At 67.8% G+C, this 26160-nt stretch carries 18 protein-coding genes and 1 riboswitch; of the genes, 6 read left to right on the top strand and 12 right to left on the bottom strand.

Annotated elements, in window-relative coordinates:
- Positions 1-3: 3 nt before the first annotated feature.
- The 4 genes from C1926_RS00960 to C1926_RS00975 all read right to left on the bottom strand — a co-directional run bounded on the left by C1926_RS00960 (position 4) and on the right by C1926_RS00975 (position 4972).
- Complete coding sequence (locus C1926_RS00960; RefSeq protein WP_108757971.1) at positions 4-2193, bottom strand: TonB-dependent siderophore receptor; 2190 nt, start codon at positions 2191-2193, stop codon at positions 4-6.
- Positions 2194-2263: 70 nt separating this feature from the next.
- Positions 2264-2358, bottom strand: a riboswitch (TPP riboswitch).
- 146 nt (positions 2359-2504) lie between these two features.
- Positions 2505-3632 (bottom strand): phosphotransferase, encoded by a 1128-nt coding sequence (locus C1926_RS00965; protein WP_108760600.1) that lies wholly within the window; start codon positions 3630-3632, stop codon positions 2505-2507.
- A gap of 140 nt (positions 3633-3772) precedes the next feature.
- Positions 3773-4144 carry a glycine zipper 2TM domain-containing protein gene (locus C1926_RS00970; RefSeq protein WP_079224772.1) on the bottom strand — a complete coding sequence of 124 codons (372 nt, stop codon included), beginning with the start codon at positions 4142-4144 and terminating at the stop codon, positions 3773-3775.
- 189 nt (positions 4145-4333) lie between these two features.
- Complete coding sequence (locus tag C1926_RS00975; RefSeq protein ID WP_108757972.1) at positions 4334-4972, bottom strand: response regulator; 639 nt, start codon at positions 4970-4972, stop codon at positions 4334-4336.
- 76 nt (positions 4973-5048) lie between these two features.
- Here C1926_RS00975 and C1926_RS00980 point away from each other — a divergent pair, with 76 nt between their 5' ends.
- A complete protein-coding gene (locus C1926_RS00980; RefSeq protein ID WP_108757973.1) occupies positions 5049-8657 on the top strand; it encodes a transporter substrate-binding domain-containing protein in 3609 nt (1202 codons plus the stop codon).
- Positions 8658-8665: 8 nt separating this feature from the next.
- Here the strand turns inward: C1926_RS00980 and C1926_RS00985 are convergent, their stop codons facing one another.
- Together C1926_RS00985 and C1926_RS00990 are read right to left on the bottom strand one after the other, a co-directional pair.
- A complete protein-coding gene (locus tag C1926_RS00985; RefSeq protein WP_108757974.1) occupies positions 8666-9079 on the bottom strand; it encodes a c-type cytochrome in 414 nt (137 codons plus the stop codon).
- Positions 9080-9144: 65 nt separating this feature from the next.
- The gene (locus tag C1926_RS00990) at positions 9145-10821 is read right to left on the bottom strand and encodes an electron transfer flavoprotein-ubiquinone oxidoreductase (protein WP_108757975.1); all 1677 of its coding nucleotides are present in this window, start codon (positions 10819-10821) and stop codon (positions 9145-9147) included.
- A 336-nt stretch (positions 10822-11157) separates the two neighbouring features.
- On the opposite strand from C1926_RS00990, the gene C1926_RS00995 reads away from it, so the two are divergent.
- Positions 11158-12321 (top strand): acyl-CoA dehydrogenase family protein, encoded by a 1164-nt coding sequence (locus C1926_RS00995; RefSeq protein ID WP_108757976.1) that lies wholly within the window; start codon positions 11158-11160, stop codon positions 12319-12321.
- Positions 12322-12694: 373 nt separating this feature from the next.
- Here the strand turns inward: C1926_RS00995 and C1926_RS01000 are convergent, their stop codons facing one another.
- The 6 genes from C1926_RS01000 to C1926_RS01025 all read right to left on the bottom strand — a co-directional run bounded on the left by C1926_RS01000 (position 12695) and on the right by C1926_RS01025 (position 20098).
- A complete protein-coding gene (locus tag C1926_RS01000; RefSeq protein ID WP_108757977.1) occupies positions 12695-12997 on the bottom strand; it encodes a DUF962 domain-containing protein in 303 nt (100 codons plus the stop codon).
- 129 nt (positions 12998-13126) lie between these two features.
- Positions 13127-14314 carry a GDSL-type esterase/lipase family protein gene (locus C1926_RS01005; protein ID WP_108757978.1) on the bottom strand — a complete coding sequence of 396 codons (1188 nt, stop codon included), beginning with the start codon at positions 14312-14314 and terminating at the stop codon, positions 13127-13129.
- A gap of 19 nt (positions 14315-14333) precedes the next feature.
- The gene (locus C1926_RS01010; protein WP_079222850.1) at positions 14334-15086 is read right to left on the bottom strand and encodes a glucose 1-dehydrogenase; all 753 of its coding nucleotides are present in this window, start codon (positions 15084-15086) and stop codon (positions 14334-14336) included.
- A gap of 46 nt (positions 15087-15132) precedes the next feature.
- Positions 15133-16437 (bottom strand): MFS transporter, encoded by a 1305-nt coding sequence (locus C1926_RS01015; protein ID WP_108747209.1) that lies wholly within the window; start codon positions 16435-16437, stop codon positions 15133-15135.
- Positions 16434-18662: an oligoalginate lyase gene (locus tag C1926_RS01020; protein ID WP_108757979.1), complete on the bottom strand. Its 2229-nt coding sequence runs from the start codon at positions 18660-18662 to the stop codon at positions 16434-16436. Before C1926_RS01020 ends, C1926_RS01015 begins: the two co-directional genes overlap by 4 nt.
- Positions 18659-20098, bottom strand: coding sequence for a polysaccharide lyase 6 family protein (locus tag C1926_RS01025; protein WP_108757980.1), 1440 nt, complete (start codon positions 20096-20098; stop codon positions 18659-18661). The genes C1926_RS01020 and C1926_RS01025 overlap by 4 nt, the downstream gene beginning before the upstream one ends.
- Positions 20099-20339: 241 nt before the next feature.
- Here C1926_RS01025 and C1926_RS01030 point away from each other — a divergent pair, with 241 nt between their 5' ends.
- From C1926_RS01030 to C1926_RS01045, 4 genes are all read left to right on the top strand, one after another.
- Positions 20340-23231, top strand: coding sequence for a TonB-dependent receptor (locus tag C1926_RS01030; protein WP_108757981.1), 2892 nt, complete (start codon positions 20340-20342; stop codon positions 23229-23231).
- A gap of 102 nt (positions 23232-23333) precedes the next feature.
- On the top strand, positions 23334-24077 hold the full coding sequence (locus C1926_RS01035) for a FadR/GntR family transcriptional regulator (protein ID WP_079222845.1): 744 nt from the start codon (positions 23334-23336) through the stop codon (positions 24075-24077).
- An 85-nt stretch (positions 24078-24162) separates the two neighbouring features.
- On the top strand, positions 24163-25122 hold the full coding sequence (locus C1926_RS01040) for an SPFH domain-containing protein (protein ID WP_079222844.1): 960 nt from the start codon (positions 24163-24165) through the stop codon (positions 25120-25122).
- A gap of 1 nt (position 25123) precedes the next feature.
- Positions 25124-25558, top strand: coding sequence for an NfeD family protein (locus C1926_RS01045; protein ID WP_108757982.1), 435 nt, complete (start codon positions 25124-25126; stop codon positions 25556-25558).
- The last annotated feature ends 602 nt before the right edge of the window (positions 25559-26160 follow it).

Raw genomic sequence — 26160 nt, forward strand, 5'->3', positions numbered from 1 at the left:
CGCTCACAGCGCGAACGTCACCGACAGGCGGGCCTGCCGCGGTGCGCCGGGGAACAGGTAGTAATCACCACCGCTGCTGCCGGTATCGCGCCAGTAGAAGCGGTTGAACACGTTGTCCACCGACAGGTTCCAGGTCACCGCACGTTCGTGCAGGCGGTGCTGGAAGCGCAGGCCGGCGTCGAACACCGAGTAGTCCGGCGCGCGCACGCCACCATCGGCACGGGCGACGTTGGAGGAGGCATAGCGCCAGCCGCCGGTCACGTCCAGGCCCTGCACGAAGGGCAGCGCATAGGCCAGGTGCACGCTGGCACGCACCTTGGGTACGTTCACCAGCTGATGGCCTTCATAGGCCGGCGTACCGGCATCGCGCGCACGCGCCTGCAGCACGCTGGCACTGGCCACGATCTGCAGGGCATCGGTCAGCTGGCCGTTGGCGGTCAGCTCCAGGCCGGTGTGGGTCTGCGTACCCTGCTGCACGAAGGTGTAACCGGCCTCGCTGTCGTCCGGCTGGGCGAACTGGTACGGCTGGGCGATGCGGAACAGTGCCGCGCCCACGGTCAGTGTGTCGGCCGGCACGTACTTCACGCCCACTTCCAGCTGCCGCGACTGCACCGACGGCAGGAACTCATCGGCATTGGAGGTCCAGAACGGGGCCTCCTGGCCCAGCGAGATGCCGCGCACGTAGCTGCCGTAGACGTTGAGCTGGTCGTTGGCCTTCCACACCAGCGCGGTCTGCGGCAGGAAGCGCGACAGGCGGCTCTGCCGCTGCGGGGTGCCGCGCTTGTCATAGGCACGCTCGTCCAGGCGCACGAAGCGGCCACCGGCCAGCCACTGCCAGTCATCACCGAGGCTGATGCGGTCCAGCGCGAACACGGACGTCTGGCGGCTGTCGAGGCGGCGCGCGGACGGGCCTGGCTGCAGCGGCGAGGGCGTGTACACCGGCACCTGTGCGTCGTGGATGTTGGCGCTGCCCACGTACTCGTTGACGCTGGGGCGGCGGTCGACGGTGCGGCGGAAATGGTCGGCGCCGACGGTCAGTTCGTGGCTGATGCTGCCGGTGTCGAAGCGGCCGCGCAGTTCGGCGCGCGCCTGCTGGTTGCGGCGGGTGTCGTCCGGGCTGCGGTAGTCGTAGATGTCGTAGTCGCCATTGGGCGCGAAGTAGTTGCCCGGCGTGCTGCCATCGGCGCACTGCGCGGTGTAGTAGCAGCCATAGGCGAAGGCCACGTTGTCATCGATGACCGAGCGGCTGTAGCCCACCGACACGCGCGACTGCCAGCGCTCGTTGAAATCGTAGGTGTGCAGTGCGGTGATGTTGGTGCTGGCGATATCCACCGGGCGCTGCCACGGCTGGTAGCCGAGCAGGTGCTTGCGGTCGACGCCGCGCGGCAGCTCGCTGGCGCCCAGCAGCTGGTAGCCGGACACCGAGCGCTGCGTGCTGGTCTGGTAGTTGGCATCCACTTCCAGCTTGCCGCGTTCGCCGATCAGCCAGTCTGCCGCCAGTGAGTAGAAATTGCGGTTGCCATCGGCGTGCTCGACGTAGGAATCGCTGGCATCCCAGGCGGCATTGAGACGCACGCCAAACCGCGGCGTGATCCAGTGGCCGATATCGGCGGCGACATAGCGCGAGCCTTCCGAATCGGTGCCCAGGGTGACGGTGCGCACTTCGGCCGGGCGCTTGCCCACGTAGTTGATGATGCCGCCCGGAGCCATCACGCCGGCGGCGAGGCCCGCTTCACCCTTGAGGATCTGCACTTCCTGCACGTTCTCCAGCGCCAGGCGCTGTTCGCCGGCGATGGCCAGGCCGTTGAAGCGGTAGCCGGTGGCGGCATCCAGGGCGAAGCCGCGGATGGCGATGTTCTGGTAGTAGCCGACCGGCGCGTAGGCATCGCCCAGCGACGCATCGTTGCTGGCCAGCTCGGACAGCGAGCGCACCTGGCGGCGGTCGAGGTAGTCGCGGTCCAGCACGTTCACCGAGGCCGGCGTGTCCTGCCAGCTGCCGCCACCGAAGGCATTGGCGCGCGACGTATCGCCGGCGGGTTTGCCGGCCTGCACGCGCACGGCGGCCAGTTCGGTCGGCGTGCGTTCGGCGCCGGGGGCGGCCACGTCGGGCGACGCCTCGGCTGCGCTGGCGTGCAGCGGCAGGGCGGCGCAGAGGGCAAGGGCGAGCAGGGTGGGGCGCAGGCAGCGGTTCATTCGGTTCGTCTTCTGACAGCAAGGGAGACGAAGCGACGGCGCACGGACGCACCTGCCCGGACCGGGGGTGCGACTGCTGCTCAAAGCTCCCTACGCCGGTGCAAACCGGATCAGGTTCCAAGGGACTCTCTCAGCCTGGCAATCCAGGCACCCCCGCTTCAGGTGACCATTTCACTACAAATGCCGGCGATTTGCGAGCGAGGGGTCGGATCCCTTTCCGCAGGAAAGGGCTCCGACCCCGACGCAGCGCCCGCCCGGAATGGGGTCAGAGCCCTTTCCAACGGAAAGGGCTCTGACCCCGGCACCTGCCCTCACGCCGCCGCGCGCAGTGCCCGTAGCAGCCCTTGTCCTGCCTCGCTGTGGAACCATGCCGGATGCCCCAGCATGAACGGCTGCCACGCCACGTCGGCATTGGCGGTGGAGCCGGTGATGCCTTCGAAGTACTCCACTTCGGACAGTGCGAAGTCGAAATGGACCATCGGCAGCAGGTCGGCCAGCAGCTGCACGCGCCCGGCCGACAGTGGCAGCACCTCGCGGTAGCCCTGCAGCAGGGCCAGGGCGATGTCGATGCGCACGGCGTCGGCACCACGCTCCAGTTCCAGCCAGGCCACCGCATTGCGCTCGATGGCCGTAGCCAGGTCGAACAGCGCGCTGGTGGGCGAGGCCAGGCCGAAATCCAGCACGGTGGCCACCGCGCCGTCGGCATCCCACAGCAGGTTGGAGACGTGCCAGTCGTTGTGGGCCCACAGCCGTGGCTCATCACGCAGGCGCGCCGCCAGGCCCGCATGCCAGGGCAGCACGTCGGCGCGCAGCTGCGCCTGCCAGGGAATGCGCGCCAGGTAGCGGGCCAGCCCAGGCCGGTTTGGCAGGTCGGCCTGCAGCGCGGCAATGGGGTCATCGGCGCGGATCAGGTCATCGCGCGCCACCAGGATGTGGGTGCTGCGCTGGGGCGCCGCGTAGCTGGCCGACGCCTGGTGCAGGCGTGCCAGCATGCGCCCGGCCTGCCGCGCCTGCGCGCTGTCGGTCAGCAGCGACCACGACACCGCGTCGCGGTACAGGTCCGCGCCGGCACCGGCCGCATGCAGTTCATAGGTCCACGGTCCGTGCTCGACCGCCGTAGCACCGTCAGCGGCGGCCAGGACCTGCACCACCGGCACGCCGTGTGCGGCCAAGTGGGCGATGAAATGGTGTTCTTCCTGCAGGCAGGCGGCGCTGCGCACGCTGTGGTGGTGGCGCTTGATGAACACCCGGCCCATCGCGCCTTCGATGATCGCCGCTGCCGACAGCGGGCGCGGGCTGTGCCAGTGCAGCGTGCTGTCCGCTGCCAGCGCCGGGTACCGGGTGCGCAGCCACGCGACTTCGTCGGCGCTGATCGCCGGCCAGTCGGCAGCGACCTCGTCGTTGTTGAGGCCCTGCACGCGATGGGGGGAAGAAGTCATGCCGCAGCCGCTGCCCGGAAAGGAATCACCAAGGCTGCGCATTCAACGCCATGGGCGCGGCGGACGCAACCGGCAGGCGGGAACGAAAACGGGCAGGTCAGCGACCTGCCCGTTGCCTGGATCACCAGGGAATGCTGCGCTTACCAGCCGCGATGACGGCCACGGTCATGGTAATGGCGGCGGTCATGGCCACGGTCGTGGTAGCCGCGGCTGTAACCACGGTTGTAGCCGCGGTCGTAACGACGGTTGTCATAGCGACGGTCGTAGCGGCGGTCGTGGTGGTCCTTGGTGGTCAGGTTGCCGATCGCACCACCGGCCACGGCGCCGCCGACGGTCGCGGTCGGGTCGCCGTTGGAGATCAGATGGCCGGCCACGCCGCCCACCACCGCACCGACCACGGTGCGCTTGTCCTTCCTCGACATCGCGCTGGCATCGCTGACCACGGCCACGCCGGCCAGCAGGGCAAGCGCCATCGCCAGGCCACGGAAGCTGATTGCGGACGTACTGATCATGTTCGGTTCTCCTGTCTGGGCATGCCACGGTGGGCAGGGAGGGCGGGGGCGCCCCGGCTGCCGTGATGTCCACGCTGGGCTTCCAACATTGTCGGAACATTGCGCGTGTACACCGTGCGGCGTGCGCATTCATCTAGCGTCAAACGGCATGAAGCCTGCCTGAAAGTTCAATCGCCAGAGGGGAAGGATTCAGATTTTGCCGTCACGCAGGTAGTCGAACAGCTCGGCGTCGCCCTTCAGCCCCAGCTTGAGCATCGCATCGCCCTTCTGCCGGCTGATGGTGCTGACGCTCTTGTGCAGCTGCACGGAAATTTCCTTCACCGTCATTCCAGTGCCCAGCAGGCGCAGCACTTCCACTTCACGTGGCGACAGCGGCTTGCCATCGCCCTCGCGCATGCGCCAGCTGCCCGCTTCCTCCACCCGCTCGCGCAGGCTGCGGCTGATGTAGGGCTGGCCGCGATACACCGTCTGGATGGCCTGCGGCAGTTCGTCCATCGACGAGCCCTTGTCGACCAGGCCGAGCACGCCGCTGTCCAGCACCATGCGCAGGATGGCCAGGTTGTTGGACACGCTGAGCATCAGCACCGGCAGGTCGGGGTAGCGCCGGCGGATCATGCCGATCATCGCGAAGCCATCGGCCTGCGCGCTGCCGGGCATCGAGTAGTCGGTCACCAGCATGTCGCAGGGCTGGCTGGCCAGCACGGCCATCAGGGCCTGCACGCTTTCCGCCTCGCCGACGACCCGGCCCACGCCGCTGGATTCGATCACGGCACGGGTGCCGATGCGTACTACCGGGTGGTCGTCTGCGATGATGATGCGCAAGGTCATGCTCTAGTATGGCCTTTCAGGCGGTGCCGGCCGCGAGCTGCACGGTACCCGGCGGGTTTCTGGGAGAACATCGCAGATGCGGAACCGGGCAGTACGTGGATGGGCCTTCCTGCTGGGGCTGCTGGGCCTGTGCGCGCTGGCGCAGGCGGCACCCGGGGCATTGCTGCTCAGTCCGCAGGATCGCGCCTACCTTGCCGCACATCCGGTCATCGTCGTCGGCCAGTATGACAGTGGCTGGCCCCCGTTCGAATCACTCAAGGACGGTCAACAGGTAGGACTGGGCCCAGATTATCTGTCGCTTTTCGCACGTCAACTAGGCGTGAAGGTTGAAGCGCGCCAGTACCCGGACTGGAGTGCCGTGCTGGACGCGGCCTGTCGCGGCGAAATCGACGTGGTGATGAACGTCGCCCTCAACGCCGACCGCGCGAACTGCCTGGTCTCGACCGCCGCCTACGCCGAAGCGCCCTTGGCGCTGGTAGGCCGCGCGGGGGATCTGCGTTCGTCGAGCAATCCCGACCTGGACGATCTGCGCGTGGTGATCGAGCGCGATTTCCTCACCGGGCCGCAGATCCGCGCCCGGTACCCGCGGGCGCGGCAGATCGTCGCGGACGATACATCTGCGGCCCTCCAGATGGTCAAAGACGACAAGGCCGATGTCTTCATCGGCAATGCCTACGTCGCGACCGCGCTGATTGCGCGCTCGTCGCTGCACGGCGTGGTGCTGCTGCGCCCCAGCGATCTGCCGCCGGAGCGGCTGCACTTCGCCGTCCCTGCGGTGAAGCAGCCCTTGGCCGACGCACTGGATGTGGCCCTGGCCGGTACCAGCCAGGCACAGCGCGATGCCTTCGCACGGCACTGGCTGCCCACGCCGCAATGGTCCGCGCCGGCACAGCTGGCCCTGAGCCAGGCCGAGAAGCAGGTCCTCCAGCAGCGGGTGAAGATCGCCTACCCGCCCAATGCGCCGCCGCTGTCGTTCGCCGACCGGTACCGGCAGCCGGGCGGGCTGGCAGGCCAGTTCCTGCAGCGCCTTCAGGCGGCGGGTGCCACGCTGGACATCGAGGACAGCCACGATTGGTACGACGCCCGGGAGAAGGCCCGCCGCGGCGAGCTCAATGCAGTGATGGGCATTCCCAACGACTCGCATTACCTGGGGCCGGACTGGATCTTCAGCCAGCCCTATCTCACGGTTCCCAACGTGATCGTGTCAGCCGTCAACGGGCCGCCGGTGCTGGGCCTGGGGGATCTGCGCGGCAAGCGCGTGCTGTTGTCCGACCCGGACAGGCTGCGGGCGCGGGTGCTGCAGGAAGCCCCCGATGCCAGGATCATCGCTGCGCGCAGCGCCGAACAGGCCCTGCAGCGCCTGGAGGCCGGCGATGCTGACGTCTATGTCGGCAATCTTTCGCTGGTCGATCACCTGCTGCGCAGCCGCTTCAGCGGGCACCTGCAGATTGCGGCGCCGGCCGGCTTCAACGACCAGATGGCGCTGGCGGTGGATCGCGACCATGCCGCCCTGGCCACGGTCTTCGACCGCCTGCTGCTGCAGATGGGGGAGGGCGAGAAGCAGGCGCTGCGCGATCAGCTGCTCACCGCCGATGCCCGTCACGGCTTCGCGCTGCATGGTGGCATGGGCTGGAGCCTGCCCATCCTGCTGGTGCTGCTGACCGGCGCACTGGTGCATGCGATCGGCTATGTGCGCCTGCGCCGCGAAGTAGCCGTCCGCCGTGACGTCGAGCAGCGCCTGGCGGAGGTGAGTGACAACCTGCCGGCGGTTGTCTACCAGGCCCGCCATGACGCCCAGGGCCGGCTCAGTTTTCCGTTCATCGCGGGCGACATGCAGCCCCTGTTCGGCATCACCGGCGATACGGCGATGGCCGATGCCGGCGCATTGCTGGCCTGTATCGATGAAGCGGACCGCGAGCACCTGATGCGGACGATCGAGGTCGCCAAGCGCAACTTCGCCCCGCTCGCGCTGGAATTCCGCGTGCAACCCGTTGGCCTGCCCCCCTGCTGGGTGCGCACCGAAGCCCACCCCTATTCGGCCGATGCCGGCGCGGTGACCTGGAGCGGCTACTGGGTGGATGTGAGCGAGGCACGTGCGCAGGCCGATGCGCTGGCCGCAGCCACACGCGAGGCGGAACAGGCGGTGGAAGCCAAGTCGCGCTTCCTGGCCACCATGAGCCACGAGATCCGCACGCCGATGAGCGGCGTGCTGGGCATGCTGGAAGTGCTCTCGCACTCGCCGCTGGACCAGGAACAGAAGCGCATCATCGGGGTGATCGAGGATTCGGCGCAGATGCTGCGGCAGATCCTCGATGACATCCTCGACTACTCGCGCATGGAGGCCGATGCGCTGCCGCTGGCGCCGGTACCGACGCCGCTGCGGCCGCTGCTGGAAAGCGTGTGCAGCCTGCTGTCGGCGCAGGCCACCGCGCGCGGCCTGGACCTGCAGGTGGAGATCGATCCGCGGCTCGCACAGGCGCACGAGGTCGATGGCGTGCGCCTGCGGCAGATCATCTTCAACCTGCTCAGCAACGCCATCAAGTTCACCGCGCAGGGCAGCGTGCGCCTGCAGGTGGATGTCCTCGGGGCCACCACCGCAGAGGGCGGCCAGCCGCTGCGGCTGAGCGTGTCGGACACCGGCATCGGCATCGCCGAGGTTCAGATCCCGCACCTGTTCGCGCCGTTTGCCCAGGCCGGCGCGCACATCCAGCGCGAACACGGCGGTACCGGCCTGGGCCTGAGCATCTGCCACCGGCTGGTGCAGAAGATGGGCGGTGACATTTCCCTGCAGAGCGTGCTGGGCCAGGGCACGCGGGTGGACGTGCTGCTGTCGCTGGTGGAGGCGCGTGCCGATGACGTGCAGGCGCTGCTGTCCGAACAGGAACAGACCGCGCTGCTGCCACCGGCGCTGCGCGAGGCGCGCGTGCTGGTGGTGGAGGACCACCCCACCAACCAGGCGATGATGGCCTGGCGCCTGCAGCAGCTGGGCGTACCGCATGCGCTGGTGGACGACGGCCAGCAGGCGCTGGACCGCCTGTCGGCCGAGCCCTTCGACCTGGTCATCACCGATTGCCGCATGCCGGTGCTGGATGGCTTTGCCTTCGCCCGCCTGCTGCGCGAGCGCGAAAGCCGCAACGGCCAGCCGCGCCTGCCGATCCTGGCATTGACCGCCAGTGTGGTCAGCGATGATGCACGGCGCTGCCGTGAGTCCGGCATGGACGACGTGCTGGCCAAGCCGCTGTCGCTGGCCACGCTGCGGCAGGCGCTGCTGCGCTGGCTGCCACAGGCGGTGGCACTGCAGGTGGAGGTGGCGGACGCCGCGCCGGCGCCCGCTGCAGAAGTGCCGGAGGCAGCGGAACTGCCTGACCTGGCCGCCCTGCAGCAGCGCTTCGGCTCACTGCAGGTAGCCACCCAGCTGCGCGACAGCCTGCTGCAGGCCAGTACGGCCGACATCGCACAGCTGCAGCGCGCGCTGGGCGAAGCGGACCGTGCCGGTGCGATCCAGCAGCTGCACCGCATGGCCGGCGCGCTGGGTGCAGTGGGCGCACGTGGCCTGGCCGAGCGCGCGGCGGCGCTGGAACAGCAGCTGCAGCAGGCCAGCGATGCCGACGCGGCACCGGCGCTGCAGCAGGTCGGTGCGTTCGTGCAGCACCTGCAGCAGCAGCTGCAGCGCCTGGCCCCCTGAGCCGCCGGTTACCGCGGGGCCGGTGGCTGCGCGGCCTGCTCCTGCAGGAAGGCAATCACCAGCGCGCGGCGTTCGGGGCTGGGGAAGGCGTTGTACATGCGCGTGCCCGGCACCACGTGGGTGGGCGACTGCAGGAAGGTATCCAGCGTCTGCGCGCTCCACATGAAACCGGCGCGGCGCATGCCATCGGAATAGGCGTAATCGGGCAGGCTGCCGGCGCGGCGGCCGATGACCCCGTGCAGGTTGGGGCCGAAGCGGTGGATGCCGCCGGCGTTGACCGTGTGGCAGCCCGCACAGATCTCGAAGGCCTGCTGCTGGGCCTGCAGGCGCACCTGTTCGGGCGTCAGCGGTGCCGACGGCGTGCGCTGGCAGGCCGTGGTGGCCAGGGCGAGGGTCAGCAGCAGGGGCAGGCAGGCGCGCATGGGCGGGCAGGATAACGGTGTGCCCGCGACAGCGGGCTGCGACATGCGGTCGCAGCCCGGCAGCCTCACATGCCCGAGTAGTTCGGGCCGCCGCCGCCCTGCGGGGTCACCCAGACGATGTTCTGGGTGGGGTCCTTGATGTCGCAGGTCTTGCAGTGCACGCAGTTCTGCGCGTTGATCTGCAGCCGCGCGCTGTCGCCTTCGCCGACGAACTCGTAGACACCGGCCGGGCAGTAGCGCGCTTCCGGGCCGGCATACTCGGCCAGGTTCACCTTCACCGGGATGCTGGCGTCCTTCAGCGTCAGGTGGCTGGGCTGGTTCTCGTCGTGGTTGGTGCTGCTCAGGAACACCGAGCTGAGGCGATCGAAGGTCAGCACGCCATCGGGCTTGGGGTAGGCGATGCGCGCGTGCCTGGCCGCCGGTTCCAGGCAGGCGTGGTCCGGGGTGCTGTGGCGCAGGGTCCACGGCGGGTTGCGCACGCCCAGCTTGGGCAGCAGCCACTGCTCGATGCCGGTCATCAGCGTGGCCACGGTCTGGCCCTTCTTGAACCACTGCTTGAAGTTCTTGGCCTGCTGCAGCTCGGCGTGCAGCCAACTTGCTTCGAAGGCCTTCGGGTAGGCATCCAGTTCATCGTGCTGGCGGTCGGCGGCCAGGGCATCGAAGGCCGCATCGGCGCACAGCATGCCGGTCTTGATCGCGGCGTGGCTGCCCTTGATGCGGCTGACGTTGAGGTAGCCGGCCTCGCAGCCGACCAGCGCGCCACCGGGGAACACCGTCTTCGGCAACGACATCAGGCCGCCGGCGGTGATGGCACGTGCGCCGTAGCCGATGCGGGTGCCGCCTTCCAGGTGCTTGCGGATGGACGGGTGGGTCTTGAAGCGCTGGAATTCCTCGAACGGGCTCAGCCACGGGTTCCGGTAGTCCAGGCCGACCACGTAGCCGATGGCGACCTTGCCGCCGTCGGCGTGGTACAGGAATGCGCCGCCATAGGTGTCGTTGTCCAGCGGCCAGCCGGCGGCATGCACCACCAGGCCCGGCTCATGCTTGGCCGGGTCGATCTGCCACAGCTCCTTGATGCCGATGCCGTAGGCCTGCGGGTCCTTGCCTTCATCGAGCTTGTAGCGGGCAATCAGCTGGCGGCCGAGGTGGCCGCGCGCGCCTTCGCCGAAGATCGTGTACTTCGCATGCAGGGCCATGCCGCGTTCAAAGGCCGGACCGATGGTGCCGTCCTTCTCGATGCCCATGTCGCCGGTGGCCACGCCGATCACTTCGCCGTTGTCGCCATACAGCACTTCGGCGGCGGCGAAGCCGGGGAAGATCGCCACTTCCAGCGCCTCGGCCTGCTGCGCCAGCCAGCGGGTCACTTCGCCCAGGCTGATGATGTAGTTGCCGTCGTTGTGGAAGCACTCCGGCAGCAGTGCATGCGGCGTGCTGCGCGCGCCGGTCTCGCTGAGGAACAGGAATTCGTCACGGGTGACCTTCTGCTTCAGCGGCGCACCGCGCTCGGCCCAGTCGGGGAACAGCTCGGTCAGCGCGCGCGGGTCCATCACCGCACCGGACAGCACGTGCGCGCCCGGCTCGGAGCCCTTTTCCAGCACGCACACCGACAGCTCGCGGCCGGCTTCCACCGCGCGCTGGCGCAGGCGGATCGCGGTGGCCAGGCCGGCCGGGCCGGCACCGACGATCACCACGTCGAATTCCATTACTTCACGCGGGGGCAGGGCGTTGGCTTCAGCGCTCATCGATTGCATGACTCGTGGGTAGGGCCGGCATCGGGGCCACCGGCGGTGCCTGGGAATCGCGCGTGCGGCCACGAGCGAAACGGTTGTTTGAATGTGTCAGGGTACCGGGACGCGCGTGATCGAGCTAGATCGCAGATATTCACGTCGCGATTGCTGCATTGCAGCGAACGATGGCTTCGGCAGCCGACCACCCTGCAGCGAACGATGGTTCTGGTAGTCGCCAACCTTGGTTGGCGCGAGCAGAAGCGCCAGCGCCGACCAAGGTCGGCCCCTACCGGCGCACCAACCCTGCCCGGATGACCGACAATGGCCGGGTCCTGACTGCGCGTGAGTGCCATGGCTTTGCATCCGTACGATCTGTTCGATGTCCGTTCCCTGCTCAGCGAGGAAGAGCGCGCGGTGCAGGACAGCGTGGCCCGCTTCACCAACGAGCGCGTGCTGCCCATCATCGGCGATGCCTTCGACCAGGCCCGCTTCCCCGAGGAGCTGGTGCCGGAAGTGGCGGCGCTGGGCCTGCTCGGCGCGACGCTGCCGGCCGAGTACGGCGGCGGCGACCTCGGCGCGGTCAGCTATGGCCTGATCTGCCAGGAGCTTGAGCGCGGCGATTCCGGCCTGCGCAGCTTCGTGTCGGTGCAGAGCTCGCTGTGCATGCACCCCATCTACGCCTACGGCAGCGAGGAACAGCGCCGCCAATGGCTGCCGGCGATGGCGCGCGGCGAACTGATCGGCTGCTTCGGCCTGACCGAGGCGCACGGCGGCTCCGACCCGGCCAGCATGAAGACCCGCGCGGTGCGCGACGGCAGCGACTGGCGCATCACCGGCAGCAAGATGTGGATCACCAGCGGCCCGGTGGCCGACCTGGCCATCGTCTGGGCGCAGACCGAGGACGGCATCCAGGGCTTCGTGCTGGAAAAGGGCATGGCCGGTTTCACCACGCAGGAGATCAAGCACAAGATGAGCCTGCGCGCCTCGCTCACCGGTGCGCTGTACTTCGACGACGTGCGCGTGCCCGACAGCCACCGCCTGCCGAACGTGAAGGGGCTGAAGGGGCCGCTGGGCTGCCTGACCCAGGCCCGCTTCGGCATCAGCTGGGGGCCGATCGGTTCGGCCATCGCCTGCCTGGATGAAGCACTGGGCTATGCCAAGGAGCGCGTGCTGTTCGGCCGCCCGCTGGCCGCCACCCAGAGTGCGCAGATCAAGCTGGCCGAAATGGCCCGCCGGATCACCACCGCGCAGCTGCTGGCGCTGCAGCTGGGCCGGTTGAAGGAAGCGGGGCAGCTGCAGCCGCAGCAGGTCAGCCTGGCCAAGTGGAACAACTGCCGCATGGCCATTGATATCGCCCGCGAATGCCGTGACCTGCTCGGCGGCGCCGGCATCACCACCGAACACGTGGCGATCCGGCATGCGTTGAACCTGGAATCGGTGATCACCTATGAAGGCACCGAGACCGTGCACCAGCTGGTGATCGGCCGCGAGCTGACCGGGATCAGCGCGTTCTGAAGGTATCCGGTTTCCGGACGTGATACCGGGGAGCCGAGCGCGGGCTCGGCTCTTATCTCTTCCGAGTCTGGCACCTTAGGTGCCGAGAGCCCGGCGCGGACGACCGTTCGGCTCTAGGTCTTTTCGATCGCTCTGTAGCAAGGATCTCCGCGCCGGTTTCTCCCTGATCCGCCCGAACAGTTGATCGAGCGATCAGGGAGAAACCGGCGCGGAGATCCTTGCTACAGAGCGATCGAAAAGACCTAGAGCCGAACGGTCGTCCGCGCCGGGCTCTCGGCACCTAAGGTGCCAGACTCGGAAGAGATAAGAGCCGAGCCATGCTCGGCTGCCTCTGCCAAAAGCAGTCGAGCATGGCTCGACTCTACAAAACGGGTCACCACCTGATCCGGCCGCGCAGGATGTCGGCAAACATCACCCAGTCGCCGACGAACGAGTACAGCGGGTGGCGGAAGGTAGCCGGGCGATTCTTCTCGAAGAAGAAATGGCCGACCCAGGCGAACCCATAGCCGCATGCCAGTGCCGCGAGCAGCAGCATCGGCTGGCCGCGCAGCAGCGCTGCGGCCACCAGCAGCAGTACGCCACAACTGCCGATGAAGTGCAGGCGTCGCGAGACCGGATGGCGGTGTTCGTCCAGGTAGAACGGGTAGAACTCGCGGAAGCTGGCGAAGCGGGACATGCACGTGCTCCGGGGCGATGACCGACTACATCATGCGCCTTGCCGTGTTCGGCCGTTGTAGAGCCGAGCCATGCCCGGCTGCTTTTGACTTTCCGTAGAGTCGAGCAAGCTCGACTCTACCAACCCACGTCAGCGCGGGGCCTTGCACCCCAGCATCTCCAGGTCGATCGCTTCGGCCATGCGGCGGTAGCCTTCATCGTTCGGGTGCAGGTGGTCGCGGGTGATGTTGGCCGGCAGCGATTCCGGCTGCTTCGGGTCGCGCAGGGCGGCATCGAAATCGACCACGCCATCGAAGCCGCTGTCCTTGCCGCGCGCCCACTGGTTGATCGAGGCACGGGTGGTGGCGGAAACCGGTTCATAGCGCTCCGAGCCACCGAACGGCGTCAGCGTGCCCAGGTAGGCGCGGATGCCATGCGCGTGCAGGCGCGCGGCCACCTGCTGGTAGCCCAGCAGCATGTCCGGGGCGTTGCGCCCGGGCAGCGGCTGCGCCCCGCCGCCGTGGCGGATGTCATTGATGCCTTCGAACAGGATGACCTGGTCGGCGTCGGCCACTGCGATCACGTCGCGGTCCAGGCGTGACAGCGCGCTGTGGCTGCGGCCATGGTCCAGCAGCTTGTTGCCGCTGATGCCCTGGTTGAGCACCACGAAGCGGTCCGGGCAGGCCTGCTGCAGGCGCTGCGCCAGGCGCTCGGGCCACTGGTTGAAGGAGCCGCGCGTGGCCGTCGCGCCCTCGGTGATCGAATCGCCCAGGGCGACAATCACCGACGGCCGCTGCTCACGTTGCACCAGTACCGCCGAAAACACATTCTGCTGGTAGCTGACGCGGACCGTGTCGGCCACCGCTTCCTGTTTGCCATCGACTACGCGCACCACGGTGCGTCGCACCGCGGGCCGGGTCGGCTGCGGGAAATACGCGGTCACGCCGATCTCCTGCAGCGCCGCCACCGGCAACGCCAGCGGATCGCTCAGCAGCGCCGCACCCACCGGCACGTCGATGGCGCGGCGGCCATCGACGGTGACCGGCAGGGCCGCCGCCCTGCCATCCTTCAGCCGCACGTGGATGTCCTCCACGCGCAGCGGTGCATCACCCAGCTCGTTGCTGATGCGCAGGCGCAACGCCTCGCCACGGCTGCCGACGCGGATGTCCTGGCGCACCGTCTGCGCAGCGAACTGCACCGGTGCCGCCGGCGTTCCGTCCTTGCGGTCCGGTGCCGGCGAGGCGGTCCAGGCAGTGACCCAGACCGGTGCGGCCAGGGCCGCAGGGGCGGCCACGGCAGTGCCGATGGCCAGCGAAAGCAGGGTGATCCAGCGCTGCATGGGCAGGTGTCCGCTCAGGTCAGGAGAAGTAGGTGCCGCCGTTGACGTCCAGGTTCGCACCGGTGATGAACGCCGCTGCGTCGGAGGCCAGGAACACCGCGGCATCGGCCGCTTCGTCCGGCACGCCCTGGCGGCGCAGCGGGGTGTTGCCGGCCACCGCGGTGCGCACTTCCGGCTTGGTGAATTCATCATGGAAGCGGGTGGCGATCATGCCGCAGCACAGCGCATTCACGCGGATGCCCTTCGGCCCCAGTTCCTTGGCCATGGCGCGGGTGAAGGTCATCACGGCGGCCTTGGCGGTGGCGTAGATCGACGCGCCCGGGCCACCGCCATCGCGGCCGGCCTGCGAGGCGAAATTGACGATGGCTGCGCCTTCGCCCATGTGCGGCACGACCGCGTGGGTGGTCAGGTAGGTGGACGTCAGGTTGAGGTCCATCACCGTGTGGAAGAACGCGGGGTCGATCTCGGCCAGCGGACGGCGCTGCACCATGCCGCCGGCCACGTTCACCAGCAGGTCGATGCGCTCGCCGAAGGCGGCCTGGGTGGCAGCGACGAGGCCAGCCACGGCGGCAGCATCGGTCACGTCGGCGCGATGCACGATGGCCTGGCCACCGGCGGCCTGGATCTGCGCCAGTGTCTCGTTGGCGCTGGCTTCATCGTTGGCGTAGTTGATGCAGACGCGTGCGCCGGCCGCGGCCAGCTTGATCGAGACGGCACGGCCGATATCACGGCCACCACCGGTGACGATGGCCACCTTGTCCTGGAACGACATGCGGGAAACTCCTTGGTTTGCGGGGGAATGAAGGGAAAAAACAGGCTCAGCCGCCACGGCGGTCGAGCTTGTGGATGGGGCCGGTCCACCACCACAGCGCGGCCAGCGACAGCGGCACCAGTGCGGCGACGAGGATGAAGATCGGGGCGTAGGAATGGCGGGTCAGCACCGGCACCAGCCAGGTGGTGATCAGCGTGCCGGCCACCGCAGCCAGGCCGCCCAGGCCGGCCAGCGTGCCGACCGAACGGCCGTCGAACAGGTCGCCCGGCAGCGTCTGGATGTTGCCGATGGCCACCTGGAAGCCGAACAGCACGGCGGCAATCGCCAGCACGGCAAACAACGGCTGGTTGGCCAGCACCGCGCCCAGCAGGGCAGGGGCCATGATCACGCAGCCCAGGGTGATGGACAGCTTGCGTGCGCGGTCCACGCTCTGGCCGGCGCGGATCAGGCGCCCGGACAACCAGCCGCCGCTGAGGCTGCCCAGCATCGCGCCCACGAATGGCACCCAGGCGAACAGGCCGATCTGCTTGATGTCGAAGCCGAAGGTCTCGGCCAGGTAGATCGGCAGCCAGGACACGAACAGCCACCAGATCGGGTCCAGCAGGAAGCGGCAGGCGAGCATGCCCCAGCTCTGCCGGTGGGCCAGCAGCGAACGCACGCTCACCTTCGGTGCGGTGGCGTCGCGCTGCCCGGCCTGGTCTTCCATGATCAAGCGGCGCTCGGCATCGCTCACCCAGGGGTGCTTGTCCGGCCCGGCACGGTAGACGAACAGCCATGGCAGCAGCCACAGGAAGCCGATGGCACCGACCAGCACGAAGGTGCCGCGCCAGCCCAGCCACAGGTAAAGGCCGGCGATGGCCGGTGCGGAGACGATCGCGCCGATCGACGCACCGGCGTTGAACACGCCCTGCGCCAGTGCGCGTTCGCGCGCCGGGAACCACTCGGCGTTCGCTTTCACCGCGCCCGGCCACGCCCCGGCTTCGCTGATGCCGAGCATCGCCCGCACCAGGCTGAAAGACAGCATCGAATGGGTGATCGAATGCAGGGCGATGGAGATCGACCACACGCTGATCGACAGGGCAAAACCCAGGCGCGTGCCGATCATGTCGAACAGGCGGCCGAACAGGAACTGGCCGGCGGCGTAGAACAGCATGAACACCGTCACCAGCAGCGCGTAGTCATCCTTGGTCGCGCCCACTTCCTTGGCGATTTCCGGCCACATCACCGCCAGTGCATTGCGGTCGATGTAGTTGATGACCGTGGCCACGGCGATCAGGCCGACGATCAGCCAGCGCACCGCCGAACGCACCGGCACCTTGCGCAGGCTGGACACCGCCGAAGGGCCGTTCATCGCACGTCACCCTTGCTGCGGTCCATGCGCGCGTGGCTGCCGCTCCAGCGGTAGGCGTGGCCATCGACGGTCACGCTGTGCTCGCCCTTGGCGCTGCTGTCATCGGCCACGCCCAGCGCGATGCGGGCGCCACTGGCCAGGCGCAGCTCGATCACCTCGGCATCGCTGCCGCGGGTGCGCACGATCTCCTTGATGCGGCTGTCGGCGCCGTGCACGTACTCGGCGGTGCCGTTGTACTCGCCATGCGGCTCGAGCACGCTGAAGAAGGTCACGTCCTTCTGGCCTTCCACGCGCTGCAGCAGGGCCGGCTCGCGGCGCAGGTTGAATTCGGGATCGTTGGCACCGCTTTCCACCAGCAGCGCCTGCGCGGGTGCGCTGCTGCCGAAGCGGTAGGTGTAGAAGCGGCCGTCCAGCAGCCAGGCCAGCGTGCGTGGCTCGCTGCCGGACTTGCTGCGTGCGTCCAGCCACAGGTGCTGGTAGCCGTTGTCCTTGCCCAGCACCGGGCGCTGGCTGGTGAAGTGTTCGGCCTCGAAACCGGTGGTGACGATGTGGCCGTTGAAATGCAGCGGCAGGTCGTAGCGCGCGGCCTTGTCGCCGTGCACCTGCAGCAGGTCCAGCACCACTGGCAGGCCCAATTCGGGATGGCGCAGCAGCGCCTGGGTGCGGGTGAACACCACGCCGGGGTAGGCATCGCGCATGGTCGCCGAGGCGATCTGGGTATCGGCGTCGGCCTGGAAGAAGCGCACCTGCGGTGCATGCTCCTCGCCGCGCTTCCAGTCACCCTTGAAGTGGCTCTGCTCGTCCACCACCAGCGTGTTGTGGGCCACGGTCTGCTTGGCCCAGCTGCGGTTCTCGGCCAGGTAGATACCGCCGCGCTTGGCTTCCACGTTGAGGAAGCGCGCTGCGCCGTAGTCGGTCACCACGGCCTTGCCGTTGTCGTAGAACAGCCAGTTGAGCTTGTCGAAGTGGCCGTGGCCCATGCCCTGCATGGTGTCCTTCTGCACCAGCGCCTGGCCGTCCTCGCCGTTCATGCGCAGGATCGCCAGGCCACCGCGGTCGCCGTCGGGGCCATCGCGCAGCAGCATCGGTCTGTAATCGAAAGGTTTGGCCTTGTTGGCCGCCAGCGCCTGCGCCACCTGCAGGCCTTCGGGCGAGAGCAGCAGGCGTTTCTGCTGCTGGGCCACCGACAGCAGGCGGTCATCGCCGGTACGCGCATAGGCGATGCCGATGCCCGCCACCAGTTCTTCCGTGTCGATGCCCTTGTCCAGGATCGCATCGTTGATGGGGAAGAACAGGCCGTCGTAGCTGGTCTGCACCAGCACATCCACGGCCTTCAGCAGCACGCCGTCGCGGCGCGCGAAGATCTTCCGCTGCGGCTCATTGCGTTCGATGGCGTTGGCAAACAGCAGGAACGGCGCCAGTGCGTAGCGCTGGTAGTACGGGCCTTCCTCGTAGTAACCATCGGGCGAGAACAGCAGGTCGATCTGCCGCAGGAAGCCGAACTGGTCGTCCTTCTGGCTGCCGCGCAGCGATTTCTCCACCAGCTCCTGGTCACGCAGCACATAGCCGGTCATGCCGGTGGCGGCCACCGCCCAGGTGGCGTGGTTGTGGATCTGGTCGTAGTTCTTCGGCTCGCTGACCAGGAACTCGGCCATCGGCCGGAACAGTTTCGATTCGATCGTCTGCCGGTCCTGCGCGGACAGCGCGTCGCGCACCGCGTCATAGCCCTGGATGGCATTGACCAGCCACACCGAATCGTTGAGCACCTGCCAGAACACGCGGCCGGGAATCTGCCCACGGCCTTCCGGGTGCGGGCCCAGCGTGGGGTACAGCTGGGCGTACTGCAGCAGCATGTCGCGCGAATAATCGACGTAGGCCTTGTCGCCGGTCAGTCGGTACAGCGTGCCGGCCGCCAGCAGTGCCTGGTAGTTGCGTTTGTGCTGTTCATGGGTACGGCCGCCGCCCTTGTCCTTGGGCACCGGCACGTCGATGCCGGCCTTCATCATCTTCTTCAGCGATGCTTCGGTGCGTGCCTGCTCCTTGGCGAACCACGGGTAGCGGCTGCCTTCGCTGGCCATCTGCTGCCACTGCGCGGTGGTCACCAGCACGGGCGCGGTGTCGGCCTGGCGCGCGGCAGCGGCCGGGGCCGCCAGCAACGGCGCGGCTGGCAGCAGGGCAAAGGGGACGGCCAGGGCCAGGGAAACGAACAGCGGCTGCAACCTCATCGATCAACTCCGGTGCTGGTGCGGGACAGGGCAACCTCGCCCACCTTGGGATACCAGTCCACCCCCGTGGCCTCGCGTGCGGTCATCGCCAGCGCCGGATCGGCGCCAGTGGCGGGCAGGGCAGGGGTGGGCGTCCACAGGCCGCTGGCGGCCTGCTGCAGGGTCACGCTGCGGCTTTCGACGCCGCTGGGAAATACCGTGCTTGCCTGCGGCGACTGCACGTTGCCGCTGAAGGCGATGCCGGCCAGCGAACTCGCGGCGTTGGGCGGGTTCTTGTTGTTGCGGTTGACCATCAGGTTGGCGCTGAAGCGGCTGTTGCTGGCGGCCACGTCGATGCCGTTGGCAGTGTCATGGCCGACGCCGAAGCTGATCTTCGCCACGTCTACGAAGGTGTTGCGGCTGATGGTCGCGTTGACCACCGGCGCATAGCCGGACAGCGGCGGGCTGGCCTGTGCATCCATCACCGCCAGCGCCGAGCGGTTGCTGGAACCGGCCAGGCGCTCGAAGTAGTTGTTGCTGACGGTCTGGTCGGCATTGATGATGCGCACGCCGCCGGTGCCGGCCTTGTCATCGCCGAGGAAGACGTTGTCGATCACCCGGTTGCCGTTGCCGTGGCGCAGGGTCAGTGCCCCGGCCGAGCGGTAGAAGACATTGCCGCGGTAGGTGTTGCCGCCGGACTTGTTGGAGACGATCTCGGTCTCGCCGTCGCAGCCCTCGAACCAGTTGTTTTCCACGGTGCTGTTGGAGTCGCTCAGCGAGGTATCGCTGGTGCCGACGCGGATCGTCTCGCCGCCGTTGACGCCCAGCAGCGGGCGCGGACCGAACCAGTTGTGGTCGATGCGGTGCTGGTTGTCCAGGCCCTGGGTGGCATCGCGCACCACCACCACGGTGGGGCCGGCGTTGGTCTTGCCGCGCAGCTGGCTGTGGTCCAGCCGGTTGTGGCTGCCATACAGCGACACCCAGTAGTCCTGGTCACTGCCATCGGGGTTGGTGTAGTCGTCGATGACCAGGCCGGTCACCCGGCTGTGGCTGGCCACGGCCTTGCTCGATTCGCGGAACGCGACCACGGCATCGCCGGGCGTGTAGCCATCGCGGAACACCAGGTTGGAGACCTGCAGGTAGCTGCCTGCCAGGCGCAGGTCCGAGCGCCCGCTGAGGATCACCTTGCCCGGCGTCTGCGCACGCAGGGTGATCGGCGCGGCGGCCGTGCCCTGGCCTTTCAACAGCAGGCGGGTGTCAGTCCAGGTGCCGTCGGCCAGCACGATTTCGTCGCCGGGCAGCAGCGCGGCCGCGGCGGTACTGAACTCGGTTGCATCGTGGACCAGCCAGCTGGCGGCCTGTGCCGTGGAAGTGGTCAGGCAAAGTGCCAGACCAGTTGCGAACAGAGATCCGGATAGCCGGTTGGACGGGCGGTACGAAGTCGATTCGGTGCGCATGAAGTCCTTCCAGGGACGGCCGGGCCGTCGTTACGGGTGAGTGTGCATACCACTTGCGGGGTCTGTTGTAAGCCAGCTTTCGCGCAAAGTCATGCTGCATCAGCACATTTAATGACGGCCAAGTGGTATGAAACAAAGGTATTAAGAAAAATCCAGTCCAGTTGGTTGACATTTGCATGTCAGCGTGTCGAAGCTGCGTCCCACGCCTGCCGTCCAGGCGATCCTTTGGGAGGAGGAAACCATGCGGCAATCTGCCGGAGCTGTACGCACCATCACGCTGTCCCCCACGCCCCTGATCGTGGCCCTGCTTGCCGCGCTGGCCGCCGCCCCGCTGGCACAGGCGCAGTCGACCAGCGGCACCACCGGGCAGGACGCCACCACGCTGGACCAGGTGCAGGTCACCGGCATCCGCGAGTCGATGCAGAGTTCGATCAACAAGAAGCGCGACGACACGGTCATCGCCGACGTGCTCTCGGCTGACGACATCGGCGACCTGCCGGCGCCGTCGCTGGCCGATGCGATCGAAACGCTGACCGGCGCCGCCTCGACCCGCGACAAGACCGGCGCTTCGGAGATTTCCATCCGCGGCCTCGGCGCCTTCCTCAGCAGCACCAACTTCAACGGCCGCGAGATCACCAACGGCAGCGGCGACCGCTCGGTCAACTTCAACATGTTCCCGGCCGAACTGATCAACACGGTGGCCATCTACAAGACCCAGCGCGCCGACATCATCGAAGGCGGCGTGGCCGGCACCATCGGCCTGGAAACGGTCAAGCCGCTGGAATACGGCAAGCGCTCGATGCAGTTCGACCTGCGCGGCAGCTGGGCCGAATACGACAAGAAGTACCGCGATGACGATGGCATCGGCTACCGCGGCACCGCCAGCTACATCGACCAGTTCGAGTTCGGCGACGGCCAGAAGCTGGGCATCTCGCTGGGCTTCCAGCGCCTGGACGGCACCGACCCGGAAGAGAGCATCACCAGCGGTTCCACCTGGTACGCCTGCGACGGCAACCAGAACGTGGCCAATGCCAACTGTTCCGAAGTGGGCGCGCAGGCCATCGCCAATGGCGCACCGTACTACCTGGTGCCCAGCAGCCGCATCTACCGCCTGAAACAGGAACGCAACGACCGCCAGAGCGAGTTTGCAGCGGTGCAGTGGCGGCCCAACGACGTGGTCGAAGTGAACGTCGACTTCGAGCACACCCAGCGGAACTGGTACGAAAACCGCAGCGACCTCAGCCTGTCCAACGCGCGCCGTGGCATCACCCAGCGCGAGGTGGACGAGGACGGCATCGTCCGCCACCTGCACGGCAGCACTTCGATTGATTCCACCTCCAACCGCTACTGGCGTGGCGAGGAATACACCGGCGGCGGCCTGAACCTGATCGTGCGCCCGAGCCCGGCCTGGGAACTGTCCACCGATCTGTCCTACTCGCATACCAACCGCCTGGACAGCGAGCGGATGACCCGCCTGCGTGCCAACCAGCGCGACATCAACAATGCCATCGTGCCGGGCATCAGCAGCGGCACCACCGGCTATGTCGACTACGACTGGGACTGGCATGGCGAGGTGCCCAGCGTGGCCCTGGCGCCCAACTTCGACGTGCAGAACTGGGATGCGTACTCCGGTGCGGCCCGCGTCACCTCCAGCGCCACCGAGAACGACCACAAGATCAAGGCCGGCCGCTTCGACGCCAGCTTTATGCCCGAGTCGGGCTTCTTCACCCGCATCAAGGGCGGCGTGCGCGCCAGCCAGGCCGACTACCGCCTGCGCGACAACACCCTGGTGACCGACTACGACCAGCGCGTCGCCGCCGACAAGGCGAAGATCATCGCCGCCAACCAGGCCTGCCGCGCTCCATTCCCGCAGGACGATTTCATGGATGCGGCCAGCGGCAACACGATCTCCTCGTGGGCCTACTTCGATCCTGACTGCCTGTACCAGTCCTTCCGTGGCAGCCTCGACAGCGGCCTCGATCCGGACTTCCAGGATCCCAACAACGTCGACATCACCGAGAAGACGCGCGCGCTGTACCTGCTGGGTGAATTCAGCAGCAGCCTGTTCGGCCTGCCGGTCACCGGCAACGTCGGCCTGCGCTGGGTCAAGACCGATGTGCGTTCGGAAGGCGTGCGCACCGACCTGCAGATCGAGGACAACGGCGATGGCACGATCCGCCTGCAGCCGACCGGCAACTACACCACCCAGGTGTTCAAGGCCGGCAATGACAAGCTGCTGCCCAGCCTGAACGCGGCCTTCGAGCTGCGCCCGGACGTGCTGCTGCGCGTGGGTGCCTACCGTGCCATGTCGCGCCCGGACATCTCCGCGCTCGGTGCCGGCCGCACCATCAATGTCAGCAGCGACGCCACCTACGGCGACCTGGCCGATGCACTGGACGACATCAGCGCCAGCGGCAACCCGGCCGCGCAGCCGCTGATGTCCTGGAACGGCGACCTGTCGCTGGAGTGGTACCCGAACCCGGACACCCTGCTGGCCGGCGCGGTGTACTGGAAGCAGTTCAACGGCGGTACCGCCACGGCGCTGGTGCCGGAAACCTACACCATCAACGGGCAGACGGTGACCGTGCCGGTGCGCCAGCAGGTGACCACCGACGAGGACAGCACCCTGACCGGCCTGGAGCTGAGCGCGACCCACCGCCTGTCCTACCTGCCCAAGCCGTTCGACGGGCTGGGCTTCAAGATCAGCTACAACTATGCCGATGCCGACTACACCACCCAGGATTCGCGGTTGGGCGAACAGCTGGCCGCCGATGGCACCGTCATCCCGGCCATCGTCCCGCCGGCCGGCCTGAGCGGTTTCTCGCGGCACGTGCTGTCCGGCTCGATCTACTGGGACGTGGGCCGCTTCAACATCCAGGCCATCGGCAAGTTCCGCTCGCACTACTACCAGGACTTCACCGGCAACACCGCGCAGCAGAACCGCTACTACGACGACAACACCAGCGTCGACCTGCGCATGCGCTACAAGGTCAACAAGCAGCTGTCGCTGTCGCTGGAGCTGATGAACCTGACCAACGAACCGCGCGTGGCGTACCAGCCGCTTTACGGCAATTTCCGTGAAGTGGTGACCTACGGGCGGCGTGCGTATTTCGGTGTACGATACAAGTTCTGAACAGGGCGGCGCGGCCAGTGGTCGCGCCGTCGCTCCATCCGGACCCGCACCGCGCACGGTGGCCCGGGACGGGCCCGGAGGGAACCGCCAAGGGTCAGCCGCATGTCCGCCAACCGCCTCTACCAGACCATCGCCGCCAAGCTCCGCAAGCTGATCGAGGACGGCGAATTTCCGCCGGGCTCGCGCCTGCCGGGCGAGCGTGAGCTGGCCGAACGTTTCGGCGTCAGCCGGGTGACCGTGCGCGAAGCCGAGATCGCCCTGGAAGCCCAGGGCTGGATCGCCATCCGCATTGGTTCGGGGGTGTACGTGAAGCCACGCCCGGCGCAGGCCTCCGGTGGCCTGCCCGATGTCAGCGCCTTCGACCTGACCGCCGCCCGCGCGGTGTTCGAGGCCGAGGCCGCGGCGCTGGCGGCCAGCAACATCGACGACGCCGGCATCGCCGAACTGCAGGTGCTGGCGCAGGCGCTGTGCCGGCGCGACCTGACCGACGAAGAAGCCGGCGACTTCGACCGCCGCTTCCACCTGACCATCGCCCGCCTGTCCGGCAATCCGGTGGTGGAGTACTTCATCCAGCAGATCTGGCGCATGCGCAGCGACCTGCCGCGCGTGGCCGAGGTCTACGCGCGGGTCTGCCACGACGATGGCGCCAGCCGTGCCGACGAGCACATGGCGATCTTCGAGGCACTGCGCAGCCGTGATCCGGTGGCCGCGCGCAACGCGATGCGCTACCACTTCCAGCGCCTGTTCGAGGCGATGCTGGAAGCGACCGAGAGCCAGGCCCTGGAAGAGATCCGGCGGCGCACCCAGCAGGACCGCGAGCGCTTCCTGGCCACCACGCGTATCTGACCCAGCGCCACGCGCTGCTCTGCCGCACTGCAACAGCGTGCGCGCGCTATGCTGGCGGCTGGACGTCTGAGATAAGGAAAGCGTGATGTTCCCGACTGTGTTTTTCACCATGGTGCTGGCCGTGGTGGCCGTCATCATCCTGTTCAAGGCCGTGCGCATGGTGCCGCAGGGCTACGAATGGACCGTTGAGCGGTTCGGCCGCTACACCCACACGATGTCGCCCGGCCTGCACTTCCTCATTCCCATCGTGTACGGGGTGGGGCGCAAGGTGAACATGATGGAGCAGGTGCTGGATGTGCCGGGCCAGGAAGTGATCACCAAGGACAACGCCGCCGTGCGCGTCGATGGCGTGGTGTTCTTCCAGGTGCTGGACGCGGCCAAGGCCGCCTACGAGGTGGCGGTGCTGGAAGTGGCGATGATCGCCCTGGTGCAGACCAACATCCGTACCGTCATCGGCTCGATGGATCTGGATGAATCGCTCAGCCAGCGCGAGGTGATCAACGCCAAGCTGCTGAGCGTGGTCGACCATGCCACCAACCCGTGGGGGGTGAAGGTCAACCGCATCGAGATCCGCGACATCCAGCCGCCGCGCGACCTGCTGGATGCGATGGCGCGGCAGATGAAGGCCGAGCGCGAGAAGCGTGCGCAGATCCTGGAAGCGGAAGGTTCGCGGCAGTCGGAGATCCTGCGCGCCGAAGGCGAGAAGCAGGCCACCGTGCTGGAAGCCGAGGGCCGCCGCGAAGCCGCGTTCCGCGATGCCGAGGCGCGCGAACGCCTGGCCGAGGCCGAGGCGAAGGCCACCCAGGTGGTTTCCGCGGCGATTGCCGAGGGTGACGTGCAGGCGATCAACTATTTCGTCGCGCAGAAGTACGTCGAGGCCTTCAAGGAACTGGCGAGCTCGCCGAACCAGAAGCTGGTGCTGATGCCGATGGAAGCCAGTGGCGTGATCGGCTCCATTGCCGGCGTCGCCGAGCTGGCCAAGCAGGCCCTGGCGAACCAGGAAAACAAGCCGGCCCGCAAGGGCCCGCCGCCGTTCGGAGGCTGACATGCGCTGGGACGTGGTTGCGTGGGGCGCGCTGGCCCTGCTGCTGTTCGCCGCCGAGGCGCTGGCCCCGGGCGCGTTCATGCTGTGGATCGGCATCGGTGCCGCGGCGGTGTTCGTACTGGTGGCGGTGTTCGCCGACATTCCGATGCTGTGGCAGGTGGTCGCGTTCGTGGTGCTGAGCGTGCTGTCGATCCAGTGCTACCGGCGCTGGGGCAAGCCGCACGCGCGGGCCAGCGACAAGCCGCTGCTGAACCGCCGCGCCGAGCAGCTGGTCGGCCGGGTGGTGACGTTGCCGCAGGCCATCATCGACGGGCAGGGCCGGGTCAGCATCGATGATGCGTCGTGGCAGGTGAGCGGGCCGGACCTGCCGGCGGGTACGCGGGTGAGGGTGGTGGCGGTGCAGGGCAGCGTGCTGCTGGTCGAGTCTGCGGCGTAGGATTTCCAGCCAACGGCGCAGCCCCTCGTGGGTGGTCGCGGGTGATTCATGTGTTTGGGTCGGGCGGGTGGGCTGTGCAGGGGGCGCTGCAAGTACGTCCATGTAAGCTCGGTCGCCGCATCCATGCGGCTCACGCCCCTGCACAGCCCGCCCGACCCCCGACAGTTTCCGTGCGCGTCCAGCCCACGGAAAAGAAATAAAGAGCAGAAGCAAAAGCCGGTCGCTGCGCTCGCGGGGTCGGATCCCTTTCCGCAGGAAAGGGCTCCGACCCCTCTCTATATATGTATCGACATCCACATCTGCTCTTGCCTTTGCTCTGCTCTGGCACTTGCCATCCGTCACCACGGAGCCTGGCAGGGGTAGGGCGGTGTGGGGGTGCGGGACCGCAGGCGCCATGGATGGCGCCTACGAGCCCCCATGGATGGGTTCACGGCGTGTCCCGCAGCCCCACACCGCCCCGCCCAAACCCAGACAACCCAGAGCCGACGAACCCAGGCTCTGGCTTGTAGAAAGCGCTGCCGGCCGCAGGCCGGCCAAACACAACTCCCGCTGCGCTGCGGCACGCCTGCCGCCGACCGATCTGGGATAATGGCCGTTCTTGT

Source organism: Stenotrophomonas sp. ZAC14A_NAIMI4_1 (assembly GCF_003086915.1).
Classification (GTDB): domain Bacteria; phylum Pseudomonadota; class Gammaproteobacteria; order Xanthomonadales; family Xanthomonadaceae; genus Stenotrophomonas.